The 26,709-nt window shown below is 55.0% G+C and carries 24 protein-coding genes; 12 read left to right on the top strand and 12 right to left on the bottom strand.

All coding sequences use genetic code 11. The features are described 5' to 3' along the window. Positions 1 to 57: 57 nt before the first annotated feature. Entirely contained in the window at positions 58 to 1,083 is a 1,026-nt protein-coding gene (locus ABLU88_RS11540) for an NAD(P)-dependent alcohol dehydrogenase (protein ID WP_046877119.1), read from the bottom strand. A gap of 110 nt (positions 1,084 to 1,193) precedes the next feature. Here ABLU88_RS11540 and ABLU88_RS11535 point away from each other — a divergent pair, with 110 nt between their 5' ends. After that, positions 1,194 to 2,129 (top strand): LysR family transcriptional regulator, encoded by a 936-nt coding sequence (locus ABLU88_RS11535; RefSeq protein ID WP_049079291.1) that lies wholly within the window; start codon positions 1,194 to 1,196, stop codon positions 2,127 to 2,129. A gap of 32 nt (positions 2,130 to 2,161) precedes the next feature. Here the strand turns inward: ABLU88_RS11535 and gyrB are convergent, their stop codons facing one another. From gyrB to dnaA, 4 genes are all read right to left on the bottom strand, one after another. Then, a complete protein-coding gene (gyrB, locus tag ABLU88_RS11530; protein WP_004126944.1) occupies positions 2,162 to 4,576 on the bottom strand; it encodes a DNA topoisomerase (ATP-hydrolyzing) subunit B in 2,415 nt (804 codons plus the stop codon). A gap of 28 nt (positions 4,577 to 4,604) precedes the next feature. Continuing rightward, positions 4,605 to 5,678 carry a DNA replication/repair protein RecF gene (gene recF, locus ABLU88_RS11525; protein ID WP_004126948.1) on the bottom strand — a complete coding sequence of 358 codons (1,074 nt, stop codon included), beginning with the start codon at positions 5,676 to 5,678 and terminating at the stop codon, positions 4,605 to 4,607. 148 nt (positions 5,679 to 5,826) lie between these two features. Continuing rightward, a complete protein-coding gene (gene dnaN, locus ABLU88_RS11520) occupies positions 5,827 to 6,927 on the bottom strand; it encodes a DNA polymerase III subunit beta (protein ID WP_004107206.1) in 1,101 nt (366 codons plus the stop codon). 4 nt (positions 6,928 to 6,931) lie between these two features. Further along, positions 6,932 to 8,332 carry a chromosomal replication initiator protein DnaA gene (gene dnaA / locus ABLU88_RS11515; protein WP_004871826.1) on the bottom strand — a complete coding sequence of 467 codons (1,401 nt, stop codon included), beginning with the start codon at positions 8,330 to 8,332 and terminating at the stop codon, positions 6,932 to 6,934. Positions 8,333 to 8,953: 621 nt separating this feature from the next. On the opposite strand from dnaA, the gene rpmH reads away from it, so the two are divergent. From rpmH to mnmE, 5 genes are all read left to right on the top strand, one after another. Next, a complete protein-coding gene (rpmH, locus tag ABLU88_RS11510) occupies positions 8,954 to 9,094 on the top strand; it encodes a 50S ribosomal protein L34 (protein WP_004871828.1) in 141 nt (46 codons plus the stop codon). 15 nt (positions 9,095 to 9,109) lie between these two features. Continuing rightward, positions 9,110 to 9,469 (top strand): ribonuclease P protein component, encoded by a 360-nt coding sequence (rnpA, locus tag ABLU88_RS11505; RefSeq protein WP_004871829.1) that lies wholly within the window; start codon positions 9,110 to 9,112, stop codon positions 9,467 to 9,469. Next, positions 9,433 to 9,690, top strand: a complete 258-nt coding sequence (gene yidD / locus ABLU88_RS11500; RefSeq protein WP_004871831.1) for a membrane protein insertion efficiency factor YidD — start codon at positions 9,433 to 9,435, stop codon at positions 9,688 to 9,690. Before rnpA ends, yidD begins: the two co-directional genes overlap by 37 nt. 2 nt (positions 9,691 to 9,692) lie before the next feature. After that, on the top strand, positions 9,693 to 11,339 hold the full coding sequence (yidC, locus tag ABLU88_RS11495; protein ID WP_004855708.1) for a membrane protein insertase YidC: 1,647 nt from the start codon (positions 9,693 to 9,695) through the stop codon (positions 11,337 to 11,339). A 93-nt stretch (positions 11,340 to 11,432) separates the two neighbouring features. Continuing rightward, complete coding sequence (gene mnmE / locus ABLU88_RS11490; protein WP_025107558.1) at positions 11,433 to 12,797, top strand: tRNA uridine-5-carboxymethylaminomethyl(34) synthesis GTPase MnmE; 1,365 nt, start codon at positions 11,433 to 11,435, stop codon at positions 12,795 to 12,797. Positions 12,798 to 13,095: 298 nt separating this feature from the next. On the opposite strand, the gene ABLU88_RS11485 is transcribed toward mnmE, so the two are convergent. The 5 genes from ABLU88_RS11485 to ABLU88_RS11465 form a co-directional block, all read right to left on the bottom strand. Then, on the bottom strand, positions 13,096 to 13,596 hold the full coding sequence (locus ABLU88_RS11485; RefSeq protein ID WP_025107557.1) for a fimbrial protein: 501 nt from the start codon (positions 13,594 to 13,596) through the stop codon (positions 13,096 to 13,098). Positions 13,597 to 13,607: 11 nt separating this feature from the next. Next, a complete protein-coding gene (locus ABLU88_RS11480) occupies positions 13,608 to 14,477 on the bottom strand; it encodes a fimbrial protein (protein ID WP_025107556.1) in 870 nt (289 codons plus the stop codon). A gap of 189 nt (positions 14,478 to 14,666) precedes the next feature. After that, positions 14,667 to 17,267, bottom strand: a complete 2,601-nt coding sequence (locus tag ABLU88_RS11475; protein ID WP_201993470.1) for a fimbria/pilus outer membrane usher protein — start codon at positions 17,265 to 17,267, stop codon at positions 14,667 to 14,669. Between the two features lie 2 nt (positions 17,268 to 17,269). After that, positions 17,270 to 17,977, bottom strand: coding sequence for a molecular chaperone (locus ABLU88_RS11470; RefSeq protein ID WP_032751796.1), 708 nt, complete (start codon positions 17,975 to 17,977; stop codon positions 17,270 to 17,272). A gap of 76 nt (positions 17,978 to 18,053) precedes the next feature. Further along, positions 18,054 to 18,596 (bottom strand): fimbrial protein, encoded by a 543-nt coding sequence (locus ABLU88_RS11465; RefSeq protein ID WP_025107553.1) that lies wholly within the window; start codon positions 18,594 to 18,596, stop codon positions 18,054 to 18,056. 925 nt (positions 18,597 to 19,521) lie between these two features. Here ABLU88_RS11465 and ABLU88_RS11460 point away from each other — a divergent pair. The 5 genes from ABLU88_RS11460 (at position 19,522) to ABLU88_RS11440 (ending at position 23,709) form a co-directional block, all read left to right on the top strand. Continuing rightward, positions 19,522 to 19,929: a GNAT family N-acetyltransferase gene (locus tag ABLU88_RS11460; RefSeq protein WP_224384576.1), complete on the top strand. Its 408-nt coding sequence runs from the start codon at positions 19,522 to 19,524 to the stop codon at positions 19,927 to 19,929. Positions 19,930 to 20,108: 179 nt separating this feature from the next. Beyond that, positions 20,109 to 21,293 carry an MFS transporter gene (locus ABLU88_RS11455; RefSeq protein WP_316533163.1) on the top strand — a complete coding sequence of 395 codons (1,185 nt, stop codon included), beginning with the start codon at positions 20,109 to 20,111 and terminating at the stop codon, positions 21,291 to 21,293. Further along, complete coding sequence (yidZ, locus tag ABLU88_RS11450; protein ID WP_025107550.1) at positions 21,262 to 22,221, top strand: HTH-type transcriptional regulator YidZ; 960 nt, start codon at positions 21,262 to 21,264, stop codon at positions 22,219 to 22,221. The genes ABLU88_RS11455 and yidZ overlap by 32 nt, the downstream gene beginning before the upstream one ends. A gap of 146 nt (positions 22,222 to 22,367) precedes the next feature. Further along, a complete protein-coding gene (locus tag ABLU88_RS11445; protein WP_014227339.1) occupies positions 22,368 to 23,105 on the top strand; it encodes a hypothetical protein in 738 nt (245 codons plus the stop codon). Positions 23,106 to 23,142: 37 nt separating this feature from the next. Beyond that, entirely contained in the window at positions 23,143 to 23,709 is a 567-nt protein-coding gene (locus ABLU88_RS11440; protein ID WP_004855733.1) for an NADPH-dependent FMN reductase, read from the top strand. 48 nt (positions 23,710 to 23,757) lie between these two features. Here ABLU88_RS11440 and adeP read toward each other — a convergent pair whose 3' ends face one another. Beyond that, entirely contained in the window at positions 23,758 to 25,095 is a 1,338-nt protein-coding gene (gene adeP, locus ABLU88_RS11435; RefSeq protein WP_014839859.1) for an adenine permease AdeP, read from the bottom strand. A gap of 167 nt (positions 25,096 to 25,262) precedes the next feature. Here adeP and yieH point away from each other — a divergent pair, with 167 nt between their 5' ends. Next, positions 25,263 to 25,928 carry a 6-phosphogluconate phosphatase gene (yieH, locus tag ABLU88_RS11430; protein WP_032751783.1) on the top strand — a complete coding sequence of 222 codons (666 nt, stop codon included), beginning with the start codon at positions 25,263 to 25,265 and terminating at the stop codon, positions 25,926 to 25,928. Positions 25,929 to 25,983: 55 nt separating this feature from the next. Here yieH and ABLU88_RS11425 read toward each other — a convergent pair whose 3' ends face one another. Further along, entirely contained in the window at positions 25,984 to 26,706 is a 723-nt protein-coding gene (locus ABLU88_RS11425; RefSeq protein WP_348836555.1) for a glucosamine-6-phosphate deaminase, read from the bottom strand. Between the last annotated feature and the right edge of the window lie 3 nt (positions 26,707 to 26,709).

Below are 26,709 nucleotides of genomic sequence, written 5' to 3'. Positions count from 1 at the left end.
AGAGCTACATTGCGCAGCAGAACCCCCCCTTTTAGGCAAGATCCGGGGAACGGGGTCTTACTCGCGGGTGAGCACGATTTTGCCAAACGCACCGCGATCGAGGTGTTCAAGCGCCTGTGCAAGCTGGTTAAAGCGGTAACGGTGCTCAATCACCGGTTTCAGCCTGGTCACGTCAACGGCGCGGACAAAATCTTCCAGTGCGCGACGGTGCCCCACGCCAATACCTTGAATCACCGGGGATTTCAGCAACAGTTCGCCTGCGGGCAGCGAGATTTCACTGCCGGCCAGCACGCCGATGACCGAAATACGCCCATGAACCGCCACGGCGCGCAGGGAATGCCTCAGGTTCTCCCCGCCAACGGTTTCAATGATGTGGTCGATGCCGCGATCGTTCGTCAGTTCGTATATCCCTTCAGCCCAGTCGCCTTTAAGCCGGTTGATGCCATAATCGGCGCCGAGTTGTTTGGCCCGCGCCAGTTTTTCATCGCTCCCGGACGTGACAAAAACCTCTGCCCCCTGCGCTTTGGCAATTTGCAAAGCGAATATCGCCACACCGCCCGTGCCCTGCACCAGTACCGATTGCCCGGCGCGTAAATGACCGCGCTCCACCAGCGCGAACCATGCGGTAAGCCCGGCGCACGGTAACGTGCTGGCCTCGGCGTCATCCAGGGTTTCCGGGGCGGCCACCAGCCCGTTTTCATTCACAATCACGTACTCAGACAGCATGCCCTGGAAGTAACCGCCGGTCGTTTTATAGGGCAAAGTGCGGGCGTCCGCTGTTGGCCTACCGTCGATCCACTCCGGGAAAAAGGTCGAGATGACGCGAGCGCCGGGTGTGAAACGCGTGACGCCCTCGCCCGTGCTTTCCACCACTCCCGCCATATCGGACGCCGGCGTAAACGGGAAGGAAAGCGCAATCGGCATGGTGCCTTCAATGACCATTTTATCGCGATAGTTGAGCGCAACGGCGTTCACCCGTACGCAGACTTCACCCGGCCCTGGCTGCGGAACAGGCGCCTGGATGAGTTTGAGGTTGTCGCGCCCGAGGGCGTCCATGGACCAGCGTTGCATTGTCTCAGTCATTTTTTCTCTCCTGCCATTAAATAAGCTTCAGGAGCGACAGTCTACCGTTGACTCAGGGTCGCCAGTGGCGATAAGTTTTCCCATTATTGATGAAAGAAAAGATACAATCCATGACCGATACGCTGAAGGATATTCCGGTTTTTGTGGCCGCCGTTGAGGCTGGGAGTTTTGCTCAGGCCGCAATCCGTTTGCATTTGTCGCGTTCGGCGGTAGGAAAGAGCATCGCTCGCCTTGAGGAGCGACTGGGGGTACGTCTGTTTCAACGTACGACCCGCAGCCAGAGCCTGACCGACAACGGCGCCCTTTTTTATGAACACTGCCTGCGCGCGCTGGAGGAAATTCGGGGCGCAGAATCGCTGCTGGAAACGGGGAAACAGCAGGTCAGTGGCCGCCTGCGCGTGGCCATGCCGGTGCTGTTTGGCCGCCAGTGCGTCGCCCCGCTGCTGATCGCGCTGGCGCAGGAACATCCAGGCCTTGAGCTGGAGATGTCATTCAGCGATCGCGTGGTGGATCTCGTCGAGGAAGGGTTTGATATGGCGGTGCGTAACGGCACGCTTCAGGACAGCAGCGTTCTGGTCGCCCGAAGGCTGGGAGAACACCGCATGGTGCTGTGCGCCGCGCCGGATTATCTGCTGAAGAAGGGCACGCCGCAAAGCGTTGATGATTTACTCCATCATGCGGCCATTAACTATCTGCAGGCCGGCAGAGTGCTCTCCTGGCAGCTGATGGATAGCGAAGGTGCCTCGCACACCTTCACTCCCCGTTCATCGCTCAATATGGATGATTTGCAGGCGATCTGCGACGCTGCGCTGGCCGGACACGGCATTGCATGGCTGCCCTGCTGGATGGTCAGCAAAGAAATTCATCAGGGGAAGCTCGTTCCGCTGTTAAAGCAGGCGCCGGATGTGCGCTTCGACGTTCACGCGGTCTGGCAACAGACGCCGCATCTACCGCTGAGGGTGAGAATTGCCGTCGATACGCTCGCCAGCCGCTTACCGTCCGTGATGTCGCTGGACAGGCCTGCGCCCACAAAAAAGCCGCGCTAAACGCGCGGCCTGAGTATGGCGGTGTACGACGATTAAATATCGATGTTTGCCGCTTTGAGGGCGTTCTCTTCGATAAAGGCGCGACGCGGTTCAACGGCGTCCCCCATCAGGGTCGTGAACAGCTGGTCAGCGGCAATCGCGTCCTTGACGGTCACGCGTAGCATGCGGCGGCTGTCCGGATCCATGGTAGTTTCCCACAGCTGATCCGGGTTCATCTCACCAAGACCTTTATAGCGCTGGATAGAGAGGCCGCGACGGGACTCCTTCACCAGCCAGTCCAGCGCCTGCTCGAAGCTGGCCACCGGCTGACGACGTTCGCCGCGCTCAATAAAGGCATCGTCTTCAATCAGACCGCGCAGCGTTTCGCCCAGCGCGCAGATACGGTGGTATTCCGGCCCGGTGACAAACTCGTGATCCAGCGGGTAGTCGGTATCCACGCCGTGGGTACGCACGCGAACGATCGGCTCAAACTGCTGCAGCTCGGCGTTCTCGCGGACATCAAATTTCCACTGGCTGCCGTGCTGCTCTTTCTCGTTCAGCTCGCTCACCAGGGCGTTGATCCAGCGCGTTACGGTCTGCTCGTTCGCCAGGTCGGCCTCCGCCAGCGTCGGCTGATAGATAAGCTCTTTCAGCAGGGCTTTAGGATAACGACGTTCCATACGCGTAATCATTTTCTGCGTGGCGTTATACTCGGCAACCAGTCTCTCCAGCGGCTCGCCGGCTAAGGCCGGCGCGTTGGCGTTGGTGTGCAAAGTGGCGCCATCCAGCGCGATGGAGATTTGGTACTGATCCATCGCTTCGTCGTCTTTAATGTACTGTTCCTGCTTGCCTTTCTTCACTTTGTACAGCGGCGGCTGGGCAATGTAGACGTGTCCGCGCTCAACGATTTCCGGCATCTGGCGATAGAAGAAGGTCAGCAGCAGCGTACGAATGTGCGAGCCGTCGACGTCCGCATCGGTCATGATGATGATGCTGTGGTAGCGCAGTTTGTCCGGGTTGTACTCATCGCGGCCAATGCCGCAGCCCAGCGCGGTAATCAGCGTCGCCACTTCCTGAGACGCGAGCATTTTGTCAAAGCGCGCTTTCTCAACGTTAAGGATTTTACCTTTCAGCGGCAGAATCGCCTGGTTCTTACGGTTACGCCCCTGTTTCGCAGAGCCGCCCGCAGAGTCCCCTTCCACTAAGTACAGTTCAGAGTGCGCGGGGTCGCGTTCCTGACAGTCCGCCAGCTTGCCCGGCAGGCCAGCCAGATCCAGCGCGCCTTTACGGCGAGTCATTTCACGCGCGCGACGTGCGGCTTCGCGCGCGCGCGCCGCGTCGATGATTTTACCGACCACGATTTTGGCGTCAGACGGGTTTTCCAGCAGGTATTCGTTCAGCAGTTCGTTCATCTGCTGTTCGACCGCCGATTTCACCTCGGAAGAGACCAGCTTGTCTTTGGTCTGCGAGGAGAATTTCGGATCCGGCACCTTCACGGAGACCACGGCAATCAGGCCTTCACGGGCATCGTCGCCGGTGGCGCTGACTTTCGCTTTTTTGCTATAGCCTTCTTTATCCATGTAGGCGTTCAGGGTACGGGTCATTGCCGCACGGAAGCCTGCAAGGTGGGTACCGCCGTCGCGCTGCGGAATGTTGTTGGTAAAGCAGTAGATGTTTTCCTGGAAACCATCGTTCCACTGCAGCGCAACTTCAACGCCGATGCCGTCTTTTTCGGTGGAGAAATAGAAGATATTCGGGTGGATCGGCGTTTTGTTTTTGTTCAGATATTCGACGAACGCTTTGATACCGCCTTCGTAGTGGAAATGATCTTCTTTACCGTCGCGCTTGTCGCGCAGGCGAATCGACACCCCGGAGTTCAGGAACGACAGCTCGCGCAGGCGTTTTGCCAGAATCTCGTATTCGAATTCGACCACGTTGGTAAAAGTTTCGTAGCTCGGCCAGAAACGAACCATGGTGCCGGTTTTTTCGGTTTCGCCGGTAACCGCCAGCGGCGCCTGCGGCACGCCGTGGGCATAAATCTGACGGTGAATTTTGTTATCGCGCTGAATGACCAGCTCCAGCTTCTGCGACAGGGCGTTAACAACGGAAACGCCTACGCCATGCAGACCACCGGAAACTTTATACGAGTTATCATCGAATTTACCGCCCGCGTGCAGAACGGTCATGATCACTTCCGCCGCCGACACGCCCTCTTCCGGGTGAATACCGGTCGGAATACCGCGGCCGTCATCCTGTACGGAGACGGAGTTGTCGCTGTGGATAGTAACAACGATGTCTTTACAGTAACCTGCGAGCGCTTCGTCGATAGCGTTATCCACAACCTCGAATACCATGTGGTGCAGACCGGTGCCGTCATCCGTGTCGCCGATATACATACCCGGGCGCTTACGCACCGCATCCAGCCCTTTCAGGACTTTGATACTGGAGGAGTCATAAGAATTCGACATCAACGTTTCTCGCTCATTTTATCTTAGGTTAATCCGCTATTTTACCCTTTTCCACGGTAAACATCTTCGAATTTTCGTCCGACATGTCCATAACGTGTTCAGCGCTAATGGCGCTGACGAAAACCTGCGACTGCGTGGCTTTTAAGCGGCTGGCCAGCAGCCCGCGCCGCGCGTCGTCAAGTTCCGAGGCAAAATCATCTATCAGGTACAGGCAACGCCGCCCGCTTTCACGGGTCAGAAACTCGCCTTGCGCCAGTCGTAGGGCGCACATCAGCAGCTTAAGCTGCCCGCGTGACAATGTATCCTCTACCGGCGCGCCGTCGGCACGAATGCGGAAATCCGCTTTGTGCGGGCCGTGGGCGGTATAGGTTAGCATGCGGTCGCGTTCGAAATTTCGCTCCAGCACCTCGGCATAATCCGTTTCTTTCTCCCAGCCGCGCTGGAAAGAGAAGGTGAGAGCAAACTCCGGTAAAAACTGCCGACAGGTATCCGCCATGTCTTCGACGATAGCGGCACTGTATTCGGCCCGCCAGCGGCTGATTTGCTCCGCCAGCGGTATCAGCTCCAGATCCCAGGGCCGCAGCTGCGCATAGCGGCTGACCTGACGCAGCGCGGCGTTGCGCTGCTTCACCAGGCGCTTCAGGTTGCTCCAGGCGGTAAAGAATCCGGCTTCGTTGTGGAAGCATCCCCAGTCAAGGAACGCTCTTCTGTATTTGGGGCCGCCGTTGAGTAAAGTAAACCCCTCGGGCGTAATCAGCTGCATCGGCATCAGGTGCGCCAGCTCCGCCACTTTATGCCCGTCGGTACCATCGATACGCACCTTGCTGTCGCCCTGCTTATCTTTTGTCAGGCCGATAGATACTTCTCGCTCTTCGCCCTGCAGGCGACCGTGCAGGACAAAGGACTCCTGCTCGTGACGAATCACGCGGCCAATCTGCAAACTACGAAACGCCCGACCGTGGCCAAGCGTGTAGATAGCTTCAAGTACGCTGGTTTTGCCGCTGCCGTTGGCGCCAACCAGGAAGTTAAAGCCGGGGGATAAGGCGAGATCCGCATTTTCAATATTGCGGAAGTCTTTGATTAGAAGTCGGGATAGCGACATATCAGCTCGTCATCATTCAAGGGGCGTGGGTGTCGCAGCCAGTTCGTCTACCGCCAGCGCGCAGAAAGCGGAGCGTACACGAAGTACGTGAGCATTTCGAGCACTGCCGGAAGGCGAAATGGCAAGTAAACCAGCCCCTTTGCAGATTCTACAATCGCATAGGCATGACGACATAGGCTGCGGATTGAGAAGCCGCATCCTCAATCTGCACGCTCGACACGGAATCGGTCAGCAGAATACGCACATTCTCGCACTTCAGCGCGTTAAGCACATCCAGTACGTAGCTGACGTTAAAACCGATTTCCATCTCAGTCCCGGCATAGGTGACGTCCAGAATCTCTTCCGCTTCTTCCTGTTCCGGGTTATTGGCGGTGATTTTCAGCTGATTTTCACTGACGTAAAGGCGCACGCCGCGGAATTTTTCGTTAGAAAGAATCGCCGCGCGGGCAAAGGCCTGCTTGAGAATATCGCAGCCGGCGTCCAGGTGCTTATCCGGATTTTTCGGTAGTACGCGGCGATAGTCAGGGAAACGACCATCCACCAGCTTTGAAGTGAAGATAAAGTCGCCAACGTGAGCGCGGATATTGTTGCTGCCGATCTGCACGCGCAGCGGGGTATCGCCGCCGTCGAGCATACGCATCAGCTCAATCACACCTTTACGCGGTACGATCACCGAATGATTGGGCAGGGACTCTTCCAGCGGCATCGAGCAAACCGCCAGGCGGTGGCCGTCGGTCGCCACGGTGCGCAGTTCGCTGCCTTCGGTTTCAAACAGCATGCCGTTCAAGTAATAGCGAACGTCCTGGTGAGCCATCGAAAACTGCGTCGCCTCGATCAGGCGCTTCATGGTCGCCTGCGGCAGGGTAAATTCAACTTCGCTCTGCCAGTCATCAAGGTTGGGGAAATCCGCTGCAGGCAGCGTAGAGAGCGAGAAGCGGCTGCGACCGGAACGCACCAGCATACGCTCGCCTTCCAGCTGTACCGCAATCTCCGCGCCTTCAGGCAGGCCGCGGCAGATATCAAAAAATTTACGCGCCGGAACGGTTGTTGCTCCCGCTTCGTGCGGCTGAATCAGCGCAACGCGCGCGACCATTTCCATTTCCAGATCGGTACCGGTCAGCGACAGCGCGCCATCGGTAACCTGAAGGAGCAGGTTGCCAAGAATCGGTAGCGTCGGACGACCACCTAAAGGACCGCTCACCTGTTGCAGCGGTTTTAATAAATGTTCACGTTCTACGGTAAATTTCATAGCGTCACGAGGATAATGTTCTGATTAAATTGGAAAAATCTTCTTTGATATCGTGGCTTTCTTCACGCAGTTGCTCAATCTTACGGCAAGCGTGCAGGACGGTGGTATGGTCGCGGCCGCCAAACGCATCGCCGATTTCCGGCAGACTGTGGTTGGTCAGCTCTTTTGCCAGCGCCATCGCCATCTGGCGGGGGCGCGCCACCGAACGGGAGCGGCGTTTAGACAGCAGGTCCGCTACCTTAATTTTGTAATACTCCGCCACCGTCTTTTGAATATTGTCGATGGTGACCAGTTTTTCCTGTAAAGCCAACAGATCGCGCAGCGCTTCGCGTACGAAATCGATGGTGATCGCCCGGCCGGTAAAGTTGGCGTTGGCGATAACGCGGTTCAGCGCCCCTTCCAGCTCACGTACGTTAGAGCGCAGGCGCTTGGCAATGAAGAACGCCACTTCGCCCGGCAGGCGGATGTCGTTTTCATCGGCTTTTTTCATCAGGATCGCCACGCGGGTTTCCAGCTCAGGCGGCTCGATCGCAACCGTCAGCCCCCAGCCGAAGCGTGATTTCAGACGATCTTCAACCCCGTTGATCTCCTTCGGATAGCGATCCGACGTCAGGATGATCTGCTGATTGCCTTCCAGCAGGGCGTTAAAGGTGTGGAAAAACTCTTCCTGCGAGCGCTCTTTATTAGCAAAAAACTGAATGTCATCGATCAGCAGTGCGTCAACGGAGCGGTAATAGCGCTTAAATTCTTCAATGGCGTTGTTTTGCAGGGCTTTTACCATATCCTGTACAAAACGCTCGGAGTGCATGTAAACCACTTTTGCATTGGGTTTACGCGCCACAATTCCGTTACCCACCGCATGTAAAAGGTGCGTTTTACCCAGGCCGGTGCCGCCATAAAGAAACAGCGGGTTGTACGCGCCGCCGGGGTTATCCGCAACCTGACGCGCCGCCGCGCGAGCCAGCTGGTTGGATTTACCTTCGACGAAGTTATCAAACGTATGTTTGACGTTGACGTTAGAGCGGTAGGTCGGTTCTGCCGGCGCCGGAACGTTATCCCAGCCCGGACGCACGATAGTGGGCGCAACGCGCGCCGTCTGGATCTGCTGCGCAGGTGCTGCGGCCGCAACGCTTACCGTACCTCTCTGCATCTGAACGGCAGGCTTAGCGCCCACCTCAAACCGCAGCTGTGGGGCATCCGCACCGCAAAAATCATTGAGGAGTCCATTGATATTATTGAGGTATTTATCCCTTACCCAATCGAGCACAAAACGGTTTGGCGCATACAGTGCCAGCGTGTTATCGCTCAATTCCGCCTGCAAAGGGCGTATCCACATGCTGAATTCTGTGGCTGGTAACTCATCCTGCAATCGGGCAAGACACTGCTGCCAAAGCGAAAGTGACACGGCGGACTCCACTCGAACAAAAATCGATATATAAAGAGAAACTGAAACAATCGTGATTGTTGGCACACGTCGACAAGACCCTGCATAGCCGAAAAGCCCCTGCACAAAAGGGGTGACGTGCGAACCGCTATCTGCGGTTATTACCCGATGCGGATCTCTGGATCCCGATCGGGACCGGGGATCATAGCCTAAACTGAGAAAGAGATCTTGTGTTTCTCAACAGATTCTTCCCGATTTATCCACAGGAAGGATCGAAGCTGGGTAAGTGTAATCGATCCTGGCTGGAGTGGGGCACGATTTCAGCCGCATATTGGAAAAATTAATGAACTATCCTGGTTTTGGGCTTAATCGATCTAACAAAGATCCTTTGCGATCCTTGCGCTTTATCCACCAGGTCGTATAATCCACCACCCGGCGCGTAATGCCCGTTTTCCGCAGCGTGCCATCGCCTGTTTTTTGTGCGGCAAGGTGCGAGAAATAAGGAAAGAGAATTGACTCCGGAGTGTACAATTATTACAATCCGGCCTCTTTAATCACCCACGCTGAGGCGTAGGCCGTTCGAAATTCGTTCGGATTTACGCGAAAGTCAGTGAAATTATTCAAGTTTAGGTAGAAATCGCCATGAAACGCACTTTTCAACCGTCTGTACTGAAGCGCAACCGTTCTCACGGCTTCCGTGCTCGTATGGCTACTAAAAATGGTCGTCAGGTTCTGGCACGTCGTCGTGCTAAAAGCCGCGCTCGTCTGACCGTTTCCAAGTAATAAAGCTAACCCTGAGTGGTTAAGCTCGCATTTCCCAGGGAGTTACGCTTGTTAACTCCCAGTCATTTCACTTTCGTCTTCCAGCAGCCATTACGGGCTGGCACGCCGCAAATCACCATCCTCGGCCGCCAAAATTCGCTGGGGCATCCCCGCATCGGTCTTACCGTCGCCAAGAAAAACGTCAAGCGCGCGCATGAACGCAATCGGATTAAACGTCTGACGCGTGAAAGCTTCCGTTTACGTCAACATGAACTCCCGCCAATGGATTTCGTGGTGGTGGCGAAGAAAGGGGTTGCCGACCTCGATAACCGTGCTCTCTCGGAAGCGTTGGAAAAATTATGGCGCCGCCACTGTCGCCTGGCTCGCGGGTCCTGATAGGCCTGATTCGGGTCTATCAGCGCCTGATTAGTCCGCTACTCGGGCCGCACTGTCGTTTCACGCCGACCTGTTCTCAATACGGAATTGAGGCATTGCGCAGGTTTGGATTGATAAAAGGCAGTTGGTTGACGGTGAAACGCGTATTAAAATGCCACCCTTTACACCCTGGTGGTGACGATCCCGTCCCGCCTGGACCATTTGATACCAGAGAACACTAACGATGGATTCGCAACGCAATCTTCTTATCATCGCTTTGTTGTTCGTGTCTTTCATGATCTGGCAAGCCTGGGAGCAGGATAACAATCCTCAACCCCAGCAGCAGACCACGCAGACAACGACCACAGCAACGGGTAGCGCCGCCGACCAGGGCGTACCGGCCAGTGGCCAGGGGAAACTGATTACGGTAAAAACCGATGTGCTTGACCTGACCATCAACACCCGCGGTGGTGATGTTGAGCAAGCGCTGCTTCTGGATTATCCGAAAGAGCTGAAGTCAACTGAGCCGTTCCAGCTTCTGGAAACCACGCCGCAGTTTACCTATCAGGCGCAGAGCGGCCTGACCGGTCGTGATGGCCCGGACAACCCGGCTAACGGACCGCGTCCGTTGTATAACGTCGATAAAGATGCGTTTGTGATGGCTGATGGCCAGAACGAAATCGTCATTCCTCTGACGTACACCGATAAAGCAGGCAACGTATTCACTAAAACTTTCACCCTGAAGCGCGGTGAATATGCGGTGAACGTCGGCTATAGCGTGCAGAACGCCAGCGAAAAACCGCTGGAACTGTCGACCTTTGGCCAGCTGAAGCAAACCGCCAACCTGCCGACGCATCGCGACACGCAGACCGGCGGTCTGACGACGATGCACACCTTCCGTGGCGCGGCGTACTCAACGTCTGAAACGAAGTACGAAAAATATAAATTCGATACTATCGTCGATAACGAAAACCTGAACGTCAGCACCAAAAACGGCTGGGTTGCCATGCTGCAGCAGTACTTTACTACCGCATGGGTTCCGCAGAACACCGGTACTAACAACTTCTACACCGCGAATCTCGGCAACGGTATTGTGGCAATCGGCTACAAATCTCAGCCGGTTCTGGTGCAGCCGGGTCAAACCGATAAGCTGGAAAGCACCCTGTGGGTCGGCCCGGCCATTCAGGACAAAATGGCCGCCGTTGCGCCGCATCTTGACCTGACCGTCGACTACGGCTGGCTGTGGTTTATCTCTCAGCCGCTGTTCAAACTGCTGAAATGGATCCATAGCTTCCTGGGCAACTGGGGCTTCTCCATCATCGTCATCACCTTTATCGTTCGTGGCATCATGTACCCGCTGACTAAAGCGCAGTACACCTCCATGGCGAAGATGCGTATGCTGCAGCCGAAGATTCAGGCAATGCGCGAGCGTCTGGGCGACGACAAGCAGCGTCAAAGCCAGGAAATGATGGCCCTGTATAAAGCTGAGAAGGTTAACCCGCTGGGTGGCTGCTTCCCGCTGATTATCCAGATGCCAATCTTCCTTGCGCTGTACTACATGCTGAGCGCCTCGGTTGAACTGCGTCATGCGCCGTTTATCCTGTGGATCCACGACCTGTCGGCGCAAGACCCGTACTACATCCTGCCGATCATCATGGGCGCGACGATGTTCTTCATCCAGAAGATGTCTCCGACCACCGTGACCGACCCGATGCAGCAGAAGATCATGACCTTTATGCCGGTCATCTTCACGGTGTTCTTCCTGTGGTTCCCGTCAGGTCTGGTGGTTTACTATATCGTCAGCAACCTGGTCACCATTATTCAGCAGCAGCTGATTTACCGTGGTCTGGAGAAGCGTGGCCTGCATAGCCGCGAGAAGAAAAAATCCTGATACTCTTGAATTATTTTGAGTATTTACGGTAACGTTAATGCCAGAGAAGGCGGTCAATAGACCGCCTTTTTTACATCCACATAGAGAGTCACCATGAGCCATAACGACACTATCGTCGCCCAGGCAACCCCACCGGGACGCGGTGGTGTGGGCATTCTGCGCATCTCTGGCCTGAAGGCGCGCGACGTTGCGCAGGCGGTGCTGGGCAAGCTGCCGAAGCCGCGCTATGCCGACTACCTGCCGTTTAAAGACAGCGACGGCAGCGCGCTGGATCAGGGGATTGCGCTGTGGTTCCCCGGCCCGAACTCCTTTACCGGCGAAGACGTGCTGGAGCTTCAGGGCCACGGCGGCCCCGTTATCCTCGACCTGCTTCTGAAACGCATTCTGACGCTGCCGGGCGTGCGCATCGCCAGGCCCGGCGAGTTCTCCGAGCGCGCGTTTTTAAACGACAAGCTCGACCTGGCACAGGCAGAAGCCATTGCCGACCTGATCGACGCCAGCTCCGAGCAGGCGGCGCGTTCTGCGCTGAATTCGCTGCAGGGCGCATTCTCCACTCGCGTAAACCATCTTGTGGAAGCGCTGACGCACCTGCGCATCTACGTGGAAGCGGCCATTGATTTCCCGGACGAAGAGATCGACTTCCTCTCCGATGGCAAAATCGAAGCCCAGCTAAACGACGTTATCGCCGATCTTGACGCCGTGCGCGCCGAAGCGCGCCAGGGTAGCCTGCTGCGCGAAGGGATGAAGGTCGTCATTGCCGGGCGGCCGAACGCCGGGAAATCAAGCCTGCTGAACGCGCTGGCGGGCCGGGAGGCGGCTATCGTCACCGATATTGCCGGTACCACCCGCGACGTGCTGCGGGAGCATATCCATATCGACGGTATGCCGCTGCACATCATTGATACCGCCGGCCTGCGCGATGCGAACGATGAGGTCGAACGTATCGGCATCGAACGCGCCTGGCAGGAGATTGAACAAGCCGATCGCGTGCTGTTTATGGTCGATGGTACCACCACCGATGCGACCGATCCGGCAGATATCTGGCCAGATTTTATCGCCCGTCTGCCGAAAAACCTGCCGATTACCGTGGTGCGCAACAAGGCGGATATCACCGGAGAAACGCTGGGGCTGAGCGAAGTGAATGACCACTCACTTGTTCGCCTTTCGGCGCGTACCGGCGAGGGCGTAGACGTGCTGCGTAATCATCTCAAGCAGAGCATGGGCTTTGAAACCAATATGGAAGGCGGCTTTCTGGCGCGCCGCCGCCATTTGCAGGCGCTGTCCGACGCCGCAGAGCATCTTCAGCAGGGTAAAGCGCAGCTGCTGGGCGCCTGGGCTGGCGAGCTGCTGGCGGAAGAGCTGCGCCTGGCCCAGCAGAGCCTGAGCGAAATCACCGGCGAGTTTACCTCCGACGACCTGCTGGGACGCATTTTCTCAAGTTTCTGTATTGGTAAATAAGCTCAGTATGTGAGCATTGACTAACCCGCATTAACTGATTGTTAATGCGGGTTTTTATTGTTTGTACTGGCGCGTAGTCGTGCGGGACCATCCGCGATTTTGTATTCTGAATTAAAAACGCTGTGTCATTGTTCACTTTTTACGCTAAAAATCACATCAAATGTTTAGCGGCAAGCAAAAGAACTCACGAACTGCACCTGCATAAATCATATCGAGATTTCATTACTGACCGCCTGCGGTCTGATGAAAGCACAGCGCGATAACCTGACAGGGCAGAAAAATATCTACCCTGTCATTTTCATTCATATGAGAGGGTATAAGTCGCCGTCGCATTCACCGTTCCGGGAACCACATCGCCTGTTCTGTAGAATCTGGCGCCAAGAGTAATCACTTCGCTGGTCTGTGAATTTTCGATAATTGTCCAGGAACTCCCGAGTGGGACAGGCCTGTTGTTATTGTTGGGCTCCAGTAATTGCGTACCGACCCCCTCCGCGGTACCGGTATTTACCATGACCGTGTTATTGTCACTTACGCTGGTGCCGTCAATCTGTATTATTACTTTCGTACCGCTGATACAACTTAGCGGGATATTGAGTCCAACCTGATTAGCCGTTGAACCCACAGAAGGTAAATCCGCCCGGTCAACCGTACCCAAAGAAAGCGTAAAATCTGTAGCGCCATCTACTGTGCAGGATTGAGCCGTCAAATTTCCCGTAATATGAATATTGCCCCCGTCAGCCTCAGCTAATGACGCTATCGCTAGCAGTAACAAAGGGAGAAAAAATAAACGCAGAAACATATTCATTCTCCTTAATCATAATCAAGCGTGTAGGTGGCGCTGGCGTCAACGGAGCCCGGGGTTAAGTCGCCCGTGCGAATATAACGCGCGGCGAGCGGTATTTTTGCCGTCGTCCCTGAGCTGGTAATCGGCGACCAGCGGTAATTCAGATTGACCGGGTGATTACCGCCGCCATGCAGATCCATCACCTGCACGGAAAGTCCTTTAGCGGTGCCATTATTCTTTAATATACTGGTATCACTGGTGCCAGGTTCCTGTGTGCCGCTAAGGGTAAAATAGACATTCGTTCCGGCAGTACAGCTCAGCGATATATCTTTTTCACTGCTCTCTCCCCAAGTGCTCCCGACCGAAGGCAGTTCGCTTTTTTGCACATCATCAAGCGTAAAACTCAGATCCGAGCCGCCGGAGAGGGTACAGCCGCTGGCCGACAACGTGCCAGTGAAATTAATATCGATATTTGCCGACCCCTGGTTGCCGTTCGCCTGACCGTAACCAACCTTTCCGGAGAGCGTACCGCCGCTTACCGAGTCGGCGATTTTAATTAAATTAAGCTTTGGGGTAATCGACATATAAATCATCGCCCCCCAACCGATACTGTCATCGGTTAACAGCTTTATTGACGAGCCGCTGGTTATCCAGCCGTTGCCCGAGGCCCCTTTCGTATCCGACATGCTGGCGCCAAGCTGAACGCCAACGCCGGACAAATTGGTTTTAAAAGTCAGTCGGCCGTTATAGGTTCCCGCCGAAGCCAACGACGAATAGAGATAACCATAAAAGTATTTCTCTACCGTAAATGAGGATTCACATGACGCAAACTGAACCGAATCAAACGTTTTATCGCCGCCGGTAATCGATTGTCCAACGGCCAGATCCGGCGACACCGATATCGTTTTCAGATCAACGCTCGTTGAGGCAACACTCGAGTAACACTCTGAGGCCCAGACATTCAGCGATAGCGTGCAAGCGCATCCAGCCATTACCGCCTGGCGAAAAAACCGTGTGTTTGCCTCGCGCTGCCCTGTCAACGGCGGCCTGCATGTTGTTCTGTTTTTCATTTCACCACCTTTTCTCTACTGACATTGCGCATCAAGATTAATTACGCCAGTTTTTTCACCCTCTTGTGGCAGCTGATAATGGGCATGGCACTGCGCATTTTTTCCTTTGCCCCACTGTGCCAGGATGTCGCCCTGCTGCGGCATCCCGGTCAGATACACTGAACCGCCGTCGCTAACGATGCTGTTGACGCTGTCGTCCTCTGCCAGCGTGACGGTGGCGCCGAAAGGAACGTCCGTATTCGCGTGATGCAGATGCATCAACACCCTCGCGCCGATATGCGTTTTAAACCCCGCCAGTACAATCGCCCCTTCCGTCGGCACCACCTGCGCCGTGGAGCTATCGACTTCCGCATTGTCGGCCAGGGTGCTGGTATCAAGCCTTACCGTCGTGCGGCGATACGGCGTGAGATAAGGTACGATGGCATAACCGCGCCAGTCGGTGCTGACCCCGGTGCCGTTTTCCACGGTCACATCGCTGACCCCCGGCGAGCGCACCAGCGCCAGCGACTGGATATCCTCACTCAGCGACTGCGAAAAGGTGACGCCGTAAGGGTGCACCACCACTCCGCCCTGCACGCCATAGTTCACCTGCCTGCTGTCCGGATCGTAGTTGTAACCCATGTTCGCTTCGCCCGCGCGACCGGTATAATCGACGGATAGCGTGCCGTTATTGCCGGAATTTTCATGGTTACTGTAGCCTTCCATCACGCTATAGCTAAGGTTCGAATCCTTCAAAGCCGTACCGTACAAGCTGACCTGCTGGGTGGTGTCTCCGTGGCGGTTAGTGTTGAGGCTGTATCCGGCATAGGCTTTCGGCAGCCATTTACTCAGCGGGATACTGATATTCAACGCGCCCTGATGGTCGTCCTCTGTTCCCGGCATGCTGCTGAAGGTGTAGTTCAGGCCCAACGTCATGCCATCCCAGCTGGTGTCGTAGCCGAGGGACAGGTTTCGCTCATATCCACCTTCGTTCCAGTAATCCTGCTGGTAGCCGCTCGCATAAAGCGATCCCCAGCCCTCTGGTAGCGACTGACTGAGTGACAGCTGCCAGCGGGAACGTTTGTTATGGCTTAAGTCAAATTCATCCTGGTCGTTCAGATCGTCATCGTGAGAATCATTGACGATTAGATCCGCCGCATCCTGAAAGCTGTAGTAGCCCTTAGTGGAATAACGGTATGCCGCCAGCGTGATCGTTGAGCCGGTGCTGAGCATACTTTTTGAGTACTGGGCGCGTATGGACTGCCCCTCTTTGTGCTCGTCATTGCTCAAATCGGCCGAGGAATAGGCCCCGTCAAAGGAGATGGAGCCCAGTTCACCGAGGGTGAATCCCATCCCCAACAGCCCGTTCTGGTAGCTATCCGCCAGCTGCGTACCGCCGTATATCGTCATATCGTACGGTAGGCCGTAGATCAGCGTCATCTGGGCGAACTTCGGCTCCTGACCATCGCTGTTGCTGCGGTATTTACCGCCGGTGAAGTCATACTTAAGATGCCCTTCGCGCTGCATGATTGCCACGCTGGAGAACGGCTGGACGAAGCTGCGTTCGCTGCCGTCTGACTCTTTAATCGTTACCAGCAGGTCGCCGTTTGTGGAGTTTGGGTAGAGATCGTCGATCTTAAACGGCCCCGGCGGTACCTGCTTCTGGTAAATCACGCTATTATTCTGGCGAATGGTGACCGTCGCGTTGCTGGTTGCAATGCCATGTACCGTTGGCGCAAAGTTGCGCAGACTGTCAGGCAGCATGTCATCGTCTGAAGAAAGCTGGACGCCGCGGAACGTAAAACCGTCGTAAACATCGGAAGGAGTGGTCGCATCGCCCAGCGTTAACAGCCCCTGTACGGCTTGCACGTCGCGTTGTAAAAAGGTGTTGATGGAGCTCCAGTCGCTTTCGCTGCTCCCGCCGCTGCTAACGTCTTCGCCGCTTGTGGTGTCGTGATATTCCGGCGATTTGCTGTAGGTCCAGGTGCTGTAGTTTCGCAGCCGCCACGCGCCCAGGTTAATGCCGCTGTGCAGGTTCAGAAAATAGCTATCTTCCCTTCCAGAATCGTTCTCGTCGCGCCAGGTGTTTGAACCGTTAAAGTCATAGCCCAGCAGCAGCGCCGGCACTCCTTCATCCCACAGCGTCGGGCTGACGGAATCCTGCGCCGCGCTGTTGACGTCAGCCTGCGGTATGGTGAGATCCAGACGCATCTGGCTGTAATCGAGTCTGATCTGGCTATCCGGGACGGTTGCAGCCAGATCGTTGATACTGTTCTTGTTCCGCAGCGTATCGATATCACCAATCTTAATACCCCACTGCGCCAACAGCGCGGGGGTCACCACAGGCGTAAGCTGCCCATGTTTATCCTGCACAAAGTCCAGCGTTTGCGTGTCAACCTGCTCATGGTTCACATAAACGTCTACGTGGTAGCGACCCGGTAGCTGTGAACCGGGTTGGGAAAACTGGCTGAGATCAACGTTAAGTTTGGGTCCACTGGTCTCCAGCGCCGCCATATCGAACTCATCCTGAGCCAGCGCGCCCTGCGTTCCATACAGCGCTAAAATAATAATGCAGGCAAGCGGTTGTAATAAAAAAGCGCTGCTTTTGCCCGCTACGTCTATGGATGGTTGAGACATGATTACCCTTTCCCGTCCAGAACCAACGATCCTGCGCCATAATCATTGATATATTGCCAGGTGATTTTCCCGCCTGCCCCTGCCGGAATGGTGTAATCAGTCGAACCGTGCGGCGCGACCATGGTAAACGCCGTATCGACCACTTTGTCACCGACGTTCAGCTTAAAGAAGCTCAGATACCAGGGGGTTGGATTGGTGACGGTCAGCTTGTTGCCCGTCCTGTGAAAACCGATCGCCTCCATTGCCTCACTGGTGGGATCGGCAACGCCTTTGGGACGATAAAAAAGTTTGATTCGGTTTTTCAGCGAAAAGCGCAGCACGTTCTTGCCCTTATCCGCCGGATTGTTTGCCGGTATCGCCTTCACATCCAGCCAGTAAACGCTTTCCCGATCTGCCGGGAAATTCCCCCCTGTTCTGACAACGCGAATCGTATTTTCTGAACCAGCATCCAGTCGAAACAGCGGTGGCGTAACGGTAAAGGGCAGCGAACCGGTGGTACCGGGACGATCTCCTTTCGGGCCTTTGTCATCGACAAAACTTTGAATAAGGTAGGGAATCTGACCGTTAGCGCTGTTCATCACCTGAATGGACGCTTCCTTATCGCCGCCGTGATAAACCAGTCTCGTACCGCCGATAACGACCCCTGCGTGCGCAGATGTTACGGCGCACATCGCAGCCGCCAGCAGACCGTAAATAACTGACTTTCTCATGAACCGTTGCATCCTCTTTCCTAATCGTTTGAAAACAAGGGCCTCCGTGCCCTGGCGTTCTCCCTGATACGGAGGGTTACTGGTAGCTGATGGTGTAGTCAGCGTGAGAAACCAGCGTACCGGCAGTTGCGGTATCAGCCACAGCAACCATACGAGCGGTGAATGGAATATGTGCTTCGGTAGTGGTAGCGTCCGCCGTCAGGAAAGAGCTAACGTCGACAGCAGAAGACGGGCTGACTTTGGCTGCAGATGCGTCGTACAGCTGAACGCCAACATTAGTAGCCGCGCCGCTGTCGCTGGACTCATTTTTGAACGCCGTGTTCATAGAGCCATCGGCATTGCCAGTAAAAGTCACGCTTGCTGCGGTAACCGTATTCGGGCAAGCGGTGAGATCCAGCGTAAAGTTCGTTGCCGGACCGGTGTCGCCAGCTTTCGCCAGATCAACCGTGTTCACGGTACCCAGGTTCAGGGTTGGGTTTGTCTGATCGTTGATATCCACGGTGCAACTGTCGGCAGTAACGGTACCGACGAAGTTGATCGTTCCATCAACCGCATGAGCCACACCCATCCCTACGCTGAACAATGCTGCCACAGCAGTCATTACAAATTGCTTTTTCATTATTTAATCCTTAATAAAAATATAATCATTACTCATTCATTCTTTTAAAATAGAACCATACAACGGTTCATTCAGGGAAGAATGACCCCTAAATACATTATTTAAGATGACAAACAGCGGAGTAAAATATTGAAAAAGAAAGCCCATGGCGCATTCCAATCAGCACCCTAATGCTTACACGCCAACTTCCTTATGTAATATTAATCTGCAAAAGATTATGAAATAGAACCCCCAACCATCTCAACAGAATATTTCATCCATTATTGGACTTCGCTCAACACCCCGAAAAAAACATCAAAACCACCAAAACATTTATTAAAAAACAACAAGATACATAAAAGCACTCAACTATCATTTTAACCCCCCCCTGGTTATCCCAGTTCTAATATGTTCAGGTACTTGCTCGCTTTCTCTTAACGCACTACAAAATAACGCTTCACAACATTGCCTTTTTATACAGCCGAGCGTCGAGATTCCAGCATCGATCATGGCTGCTCTTTAAATAAAAATTTGAATGCAGGCGGCTCTCAACCATCGCCTATTTATGGGGTCAGGATAAATGCAAAAAAAATATTATACGAGCCTCCAAAGCAGGGGTTCATAACACTCGGGGAGTCACTACTCGTATGCCATATGACGGTAGGTACTTGTGCCTTGAACAGCGCTTGCTCTGTTCCCGTAGGGGCGAGGTCTTAGGCCGAGTAACAAAGCCAACGCACATGCAACTTGAAGTATGATGGGCATAAACAGATAGTTGCGGAAAAAACACACCCTATCAGCAGGGCATCAGAAATGAGATTAAATAAAGCGTACTCACTCGCCTTAACGTCCTGTTAAAGCGGGTTAATTATTTTCCTTTAGCGTCTTCACGGCGTATCGCTTTGTCTATTACCCTTATCGGTACTCCCACTTACCGGATACGACAATGATGGCTGATTACACGTTTATTGATACCGTCCCTACGGCGGAGGATTTTTGTCGCCTGCGCGTCATATCAGGTATGTCGCCACGTCCGCTGGAAGGCGCCCGCGCGGGTCTGCCGCGTAGCTGCTACGGCGTGCATGTCCTCTATGCGGACGTGCCCGTTGGTATGGGACGCATCGTCGGCGACGGCGCGCTGAACTTTGAAATCGTCGACGTCGCCGTGGACCCGGCCCATCAGGGAAAAGGTCTCGGTCGCCAGATCATGCAGAAAATCGTCTCCTGGCTGGATGAAAACGCGGTTAAAGGGGCATACGTCTCGCTGGTGGCGGATGTTCCCGAACTGTACGCCAAATTTGGGTTTTCCAGCGTCAGGCCAGAAAGTGAAGGTATGGCCAAGATCTGGAAATAATGCGGGACGCGATCGCTTGATTGGAAACATCAAAAAGCGATATAAAAACAAATAATTAAATTATCGCTGCACATCTTTCAACCGTTTTTCCTCCCAGGAAATCGTTGTTGTCCAAATGGCAACTCGTACTCCCGCACGAACCCCACTATTCTGTACCGCATTCTAATGCGAGGGGTTCTATGGCACGCTTTCTTATCTGCAGTTTTGCGCTGGTTCTGCTTTATCCATCCGGCATCGATATGTATCTGGTCGGTCTGCCGCGCATTGCGCAGGATCTGGGGGCCAGTGAAGCGCAGCTGCATATCGCCTTTTCAGTTTATCTGGCAGGAATGGCCGCGGCGATGCTGTTTGCGGGTCGTATCGCCGATAAATCAGGGCGCAAACCGGTGGCGATTTTCGGTGCCGTTGTCTTCATACTGGCCTCCCTTCTCTGCTCGCAGGCGCAGGTCAGCGCCCACTTCCTGGCTGGGCGTTTTATTCAGGGGATCGGCGCGGGCAGCTGCTACGTCGTCGCCTTTGCGGTGCTGCGCGATACCCTCGACGATCGCCGCCGGGCGAAGGTGCTTTCCCTCCTTAACGGTATCACCTGCATTATTCCGGTACTGGCGCCGGTACTCGGCCACCTGATTATGCTGAAATACCCGTGGCAGAGCCTGTTCTATACCATGACAGGCATGGGCGTTCTGGTGGGACTGCTCTCGGTCTTTATCTTGCGGGAAACGCGTCCCACAGCCGCGCCACATGCGGCGTTGCAGCAAAATAATGTCCCCGAGTCGCTGCTTAACCGCTTTTTTCTCAGCCGAATTATCATAACCACCCTGAGCGTGACGGCTATCCTGACTTACGTTAACGTCTCCCCGGTGCTCATGATGGAAGTGATGGGCTTCGATCGCGGCACCTATTCCATGGCGATGGCGCTAATGGCGCTTGTTAGCATGGTGGTGTCGTTCTCAACGCCGTTCGCTTTGACGCTATTTAAGCCCCGCACCCTGATGCTGACCTCGCAGGTGCTGTTCTTTATCGCCGGCGTGCTGCTGAGCCTCTCCACCAGCCAGACGATGACAATGCTGGGTCTGGGGCTGATTTGCGCCGGGTTCTCCGCCGGCTTTGGCGTAGCAATGAGTCAGGCCCTTGGGCCATTCACCCTGCGCGCCGGCGTGGCGAGTTCTGTTTTGGGAATTGCTCAGGTCTGCGGCTCTTCACTGTGGATTTGGCTGGCGGCTATCATCGGGCTCAGCGCGATGAATATGCTGATCGGGATACTTATTGCCTGTAGCATAGTGAGCATTGTTCTGATTATGGTCACCTCTCCGGCGCGGGCCGCGCAACGCTATGAAGAAACCCCTGTCGAGTCTCGATCTTAACCTGCTGCTGTGCCTGCAGCTCTTAACCCAGGAGCTCAGCGTCACCCGCACGGCGAAACGGATGAACGTTTCGCCGTCGGCAGTGAGTAAATCGCTGGCCAAGCTGCGCGCCTGGTTTGACGATCCGCTGTTTGTCAAAACGCCTCTGGGACTGTCACCCACGCCGCTGATGAGCAGTATGGAGCAGGATCTGGCGGACTGGATGCAGATGGGTAATCAGATCCTCGATAAGCCTCATCACACCATGCCGAGCGGGTTAAAGTTTGAGCTGGCGGCAGAGTCGCCGCTGCTGATGATCCTGCTGAATACGCTTTCACAGCGGATCTACCAGCGCTATCCGCAGGCGCTGATCCGCCTGCGTAACTGGGATTATGATTCGCTGGATGCGATTATTCGCGGTGAAGTCGACATCGGTTTTTGCGGCCGGGAAACCCATCCTCGCTCCCGTGAACAGCTCAGCCTGCTGCCCTGGTATATCGATTTTGAAATCCTGTTTACCGATCTCCCGCAGGTATGGCTGCGCGCCGATCATCCCGCGCTGAACGAGGAGTGGAATCTGGACACTTTCCTGCGTTATCCGCATATCAATATCTGTTGGGAACAAAGCGATACCTGGGCGCTGGATGATGTTCTGCACGATCTGGGGCATAAACGCACCGTGGCGTTGACCGTTCCGGGTTTTGAGCAGTCGCTGTTTATGGCGGCCCAGCCTCATCATACGATGTTGGCCACCGCCCCGCGCTATTGCCAGCGTTACAATCAACAGCACCATCTGCCGCTGGTTTCACTCCCGTTGCCGCTGGAGCCGTCCCAGCTGGAGAAAATACGCGTCCCCTTCACCCTCCTGTGGCATAAGCGCAACAGCTACAATCCGAAGATCGTCTGGCTGCGAGAAACGCTCAGGCAGCTCTATACTGAACCGCTCTAGCGTTGGATTAGCCCGTCTTGCGCAATAAATTGTAAAATTTATGCATTTTATTGCGCAAGGGGTGATTTCCGCATTAAAACCTGGCAATTCTGAGCGATAATATAATTCGCAATTTCTATCATTGACCATTAATCACGGAGCGACGAATGGCAACGCATTTTGCAAGAGGGATACTCAACACCCGGGAACCGCTATCAACACGCCTGTCAGCGGCCTGTCATCAATCCGCCAGCCGCCTGCCTGAGTACCGACAAAGCCGCTATCGCGCATCACGGTCACTCCTCGCAGAACTCCTCTTTATGCTGTACGGCATCAGCGAACTTCCTGAAATTATTGACGAAGAGAATGGAAAACCCGCTTTCCGCGACGAAAATCTCCCGCGTTTTTCCATCTCCTATGCCGGGAATATTGTCGGCGTCGCGTTATCCACCGAAGGTGATTGCGGCCTGGATATGGAATTACCGCACGCCTCCCGCAGTTTACATGCCTCGCCCGACGCCGACCGCTACGTCTTTAACAGTAATGAGCGGGTATGGATTAGCAACCAGCACGATCCTGATGAAGCGCGCGCTCAGCTTGACGCACTCCGCAAAAGCGTCATGAAACTGACCGGTGAAAACGCCGTTAACCTCCAGCTTCTTCCGGGCTCCGGACGATTACGGACAAGCGGGACGCAGTCAATCGAAGCGGTGTGCGATGCCGAAACGGTGCTGGTCTGGTCCATCGCCGCCAGTCCGGATATCGGCCAGCTGAAAGTCTGGGAATATAATGGTAAAGAGGGCTGGCGCAGCCTGCCCGACGCGCAGGCTCGCGCCAAAGAGCCGTCCGCCCGGCTGATGCGTTTCACTCATTTACCGGTAGAAAAAGCCTTCTCCCTCAACTGACCGGATAACCCGGCCATCATGATGCAAAGGAGCAATCATGTCTGATACGTTGAAAGTTGTTACGTTACTCGGAAGTCTGCGCAAAGGCTCTTTTAATGCCATGGTCGCGCGTACCCTCCCCGGCATCGCGCCCGCAGGAATGGCGGTTTCCGCGTTACCGTCCATTGGCGATATTCCTCTCTATGATGCCGACGTCCAGCAGGAAGAGGGATTCCCACAAAGCGTTCAGGATATCGCTCAGCAAATTCGCGAGGCTGATGGCGTGGTTATCGTTACGCCGGAATACAACTACTCGGTGCCCGGCGGCCTGAAAAACGCCATCGACTGGCTATCTCGCCTGCCGGAACAGCCGCTGGCCGGTAAGCCGGTACTGATTCAAACCAGTTCGATGGGGGCTATTGGCGGTGCGCGCTGTCAGTATCACCTGCGTCAGATTCTGGTATTCCTCGACGCTATGGTGATGAATAAGCCCGAATTTATGGGTGGCGTGATTCAGAACAAAGTGGATCCGCAGGAGGGGAAAGTCGTCGATCAGAGCACGCTCGACCATCTGAGCGGACAGCTTAGCGCTTTTGCCGAGTATATTCAGCGAGTTAAAGCCTGATAGACGCCGTCACATTCGCCAGAACGGCTGAGTGTGACGGCGCGGGTATTAATGCGCGTCGATAAACACAATCTTCAGCACAAACAGCAGCGAAACCACAATCACGCATGGGCTGAGATCGCGCAGTCGACCGGTACCGATCTTCATTACGCAGTAAGAGATAAAGCCTAAGGCAATACCTTCCGTAATGGAGAAGCTAAACGGCATCATCACGGCGGTAATAAACGCCGGCACTGATTCGGTTAAATCATCCCACTTCACGCGCGCCAGGCTAGAGGTCATCAGGACGCCAACGTAAATCAGCGCGCCGGCTGCGGCATAGGCCGGGACCATACCCGCCAGCGGCGACAGGAAGATCACCAGCAGGAACAAGAGACCAACGACCACGGCGGTTAAGCCGGTACGTCCGCCTACGGAAACGCCCGAGGAAGATTCAATATAGGCGGTTACGGAAGAGGTGCCGATAAAGGAGCCCGCAACAGACGAGACGCTATCGACAAACAGCGCCTGCTTCATCCGCGGGAACTTACCCTGCGCATCGGCCAGACCAGCTTTATCGGTCACGCCGATCAGGGTACCGGAGGAGTCGAACAGGTTCACCAGCATAAACGAGAAGATCACGCCCGCCAGGCCGAGATTCAGCGAGCCTGCCAGGTCAACATGCCCAATGACCGTCGTGACGCTCGGCGGCATGGATACGATTCCGGTGTAGTGAACGTCGCCCAGCAGCCAGCCCAGCAGCGTAGTAACCACGATAGAAACCAGCACCGCGGCGTGGATGTTGCGGGAAGCCAGAATCGCAATAATAAAGAAGCCAAGAATGCCCAGCAGTACGCTGTGGGACGTCAGGTTGCCGATGCTCACCAGGGTTTCCGGGTTGGCGACGATCACGCCGGCGTTCTTCAGGCCCATCATACCGATGAACAGGCCAATACCGCTGGTGATACCGATACGCAGGCTAACCGGGATATTGGCGATCATCCAGTAGCGTACGCGGAAAATCGTCAACAGCAGCAGGCCAACCGCCCCCCAGAAAATCGCGCCCATCCCGACCTGCCACGGCAGGCCCATTGCCTGTACCACGACAAAAGCAAAGAAGGCGTTCAGTCCCATCGCCGGCGCCAGGGCCACCGGAAGGTTAGCGAACAGGCCCATCATGATGCTGCCGAACGCGGCGATCAGACAGGTCGTGACGAACACGGCGCTGGTATCCATACCCGCCACGCCGAGGATCTGTGGGTTAACAAAAACGATGTACACCATTGTCAGAAAAGTGGTGAAACCTGCAATCGCTTCGGTGCGTGCCGTCGTGCCGTGTTCACGTAGTTTGAACACGCGCTCCAGCAGACCCGGGCCAGATGACTGGCTGGTTTGTTGTTGACTCATTATCGGTTTCCGAACAAAGGAGGGAAAATTCGTCGCTATCCTATACCAAAATGCGACAATAAGGGCGGTTGTGAGATACTTTTTTTCATCGATTTTGCTTATACGGCAACGATTGCGTCTCACTAATCAGCAAGACGAAAACGTTAACTTATTAAAATGGAAACGACATGACCCAACCAGAAGCAGTATTTTTCGACTGTGACGGCACGCTGGTCGACAGCGAGGTGATCTGCTCCCGCGCCTACGTTCACATGTTCAGGGAATTCGGCATTACGCTGGATTTAGACGAGATTTTTAAGCGCTTCAAAGGCGTCAAGCTGTACGAGATTATCGACACCATTAACGCGGAGTACGGCGTTAATCTGGATAAGGCGACCCTTGAGCCGGTGTACCGCGATGAAGTCGCGCGCCTGTTTGATACTGAACTGGAAGTCATTTCTGGCGCACAGGCGCTGCTGGACGCGGTCAGCGTGCCGATGTGCGTGGTCTCCAACGGCCCGGTGAGCAAAATGCAGCACTCTCTCGGTAAAACCGCAATGCTGCACCATTTCCCGGAGCGTCTGTACAGCGGCTACGATATCCAGCGCTGGAAGCCCGATCCGGCCCTGATGCTGCATGCCGCAAAAGCGATGAACGTTAACGTCAAGAACTGCATTCTTGTCGACGACTCCAGCGCAGGCGCGCAGTCGGGGATCGCCGCAGGCATGGAAGTGTTCTACTTCTGCGCCGATCCGCATAATAAGCCGATCGAACATCCGAAGGTGACGACGTTTACCCGCCTCGAAGAGCTACCTGAGTTATGGCAGGCGCGCGGCTGGAATATAACGCGATAAACCTGGAGCGTAGCGCTATCAGGGCGCGTCCCGCCTGCGCTACGCTGAAAGTGGATTACGGTTGACTCAATTCCGCAGCCGCCGCTTTATCAGCCACAATCACCAGGGAAGGATGTAATTTCAGCACCGAAGCCGGAACCCGCTCGCTGACTTCGCCTTCAATCACCTGCCTTAGCGCCTGCGCTTTTGCCGCGCCGCTGACGATCAGCAGCAGGTTTTTCGCCGCCATGACGCTTTTCGGCCCCATCGTGACGTAGCTATCCGGCACCGCAGAGAAGTCGCCGCCCATCTCGCCGTGAGCGACAAGATCCACCATATCGCCGACGATAGGGACTTCCACCGTCGCATCGTGGAAGCGCGTGGTATTCGGCAAATTACCGCAAAAATGGCCGTCAGCGCCGAGGCCCATCACTATCAGATCGAGGCCCCCTTCGTCCTGTAACCGCTGGTCGTGATGCCTGAAGTTTTCATGGCTGAGCGGGTGGATATTCTCTTCAGAGATTTGCGCGGGGGTGAAAAACAGGCTGCGCAGATTGGAAATGGTCACGCCTTCACGATCCTGTCCGCGGAACGGAATCTCGTCAAAGTTGTAATAATGGACCTGAGAATAGAACGATTTACCTTTAACCGCGGCCGTCAGATGTTCATACATTTTCTTCGGCGTACTGCCTGCCGTTACCGCCAGGTTCACCCTGCGCGGCGCGGTGATGTAGCCCAGAACGTGATGGCTGGCGACCAGGCTCATCTCTGCATAATCTTCCGTCACGATTAATTTCATATT

Source organism: Klebsiella sp. GW_Kp182, assembly GCF_040062275.1.
Taxonomy (GTDB): domain Bacteria; phylum Pseudomonadota; class Gammaproteobacteria; order Enterobacterales; family Enterobacteriaceae; genus Klebsiella; species Klebsiella michiganensis.
The sequence above is the reverse complement of the archived record's forward strand: the minus strand, read 5'-3'. Positions and strand labels throughout refer to the sequence as shown.